The 669-nt window shown below is 69.2% G+C and carries 1 pseudogene; it reads left to right on the top strand.

Annotated elements, in window-relative coordinates:
* Positions 1-233 (top strand): annotated as a pseudogene (locus AC1DYK_RS35480) (TetR/AcrR family transcriptional regulator); the annotation flags it as partial.
* Between the last annotated feature and the right edge of the window lie 436 nt (positions 234-669).

Genomic DNA, 669 nt, shown 5'->3' with positions numbered 1-669 from the left:
ACCCCAAGGCCGCCGCGCACGTGCGCTCGACGACCGCCTCACTGGAGGACGCGCTCTGCGAGCTCATCGCGGAAGCGCAGGCAAGTGGGGAGCTGCCCGCCGCCCGCGGCTCCCGCGACCTGGCCCGATTCCTCCTGGTGACCATGCAGGGGCTGAAGGTGATGGGTGCCATCGATCCGGACCGGCCCTCGCTGATGGGGGCCGTCGAAGTGGCCCTGGGCGCCCTTGACTGAACGGGCGCCGATTGATCCACGACGCATCGCGCCAGGGCGTCTTCAGCGAAGCACCGCGGGTCGCAGGTGATGACTGCCTCGGCTCTGCCTGGTCGCAGAGGGAGGATCTGGAAGGGACGGCGCGATGGCGCCCGACGCCTCCCGGGTCGGCGTGGCCAACGAACCTTTCCTGAAGAACGACCGCGCCCGCGCGATCCGCCTCATCACTCCGCCCCCGTATCTGCGAGGTCCTCGATCGCCAGCCAGGCACTCCGTCCGACCGCTTGATCGGACAGACCTGTCTGTTAGTCTTCAGGTGACGAATCCTAGGGGTCCCGGAGAGGGTCGAGTAACTGCCATGCCTGCCACGGCCAAGCGCCTCCCGGCGCGCGAGCGCATCCTTACGACGGCGGAAGAGCTGTTCTCCGCCCATGGGCTGCGCGGCGTGGGCGTCGAC

The sequence above is a fragment of the Variovorax sp. P2_H12 genome (assembly GCF_056403395.1).
This window is presented reverse-complemented; position numbering and strand designations above follow the sequence as displayed.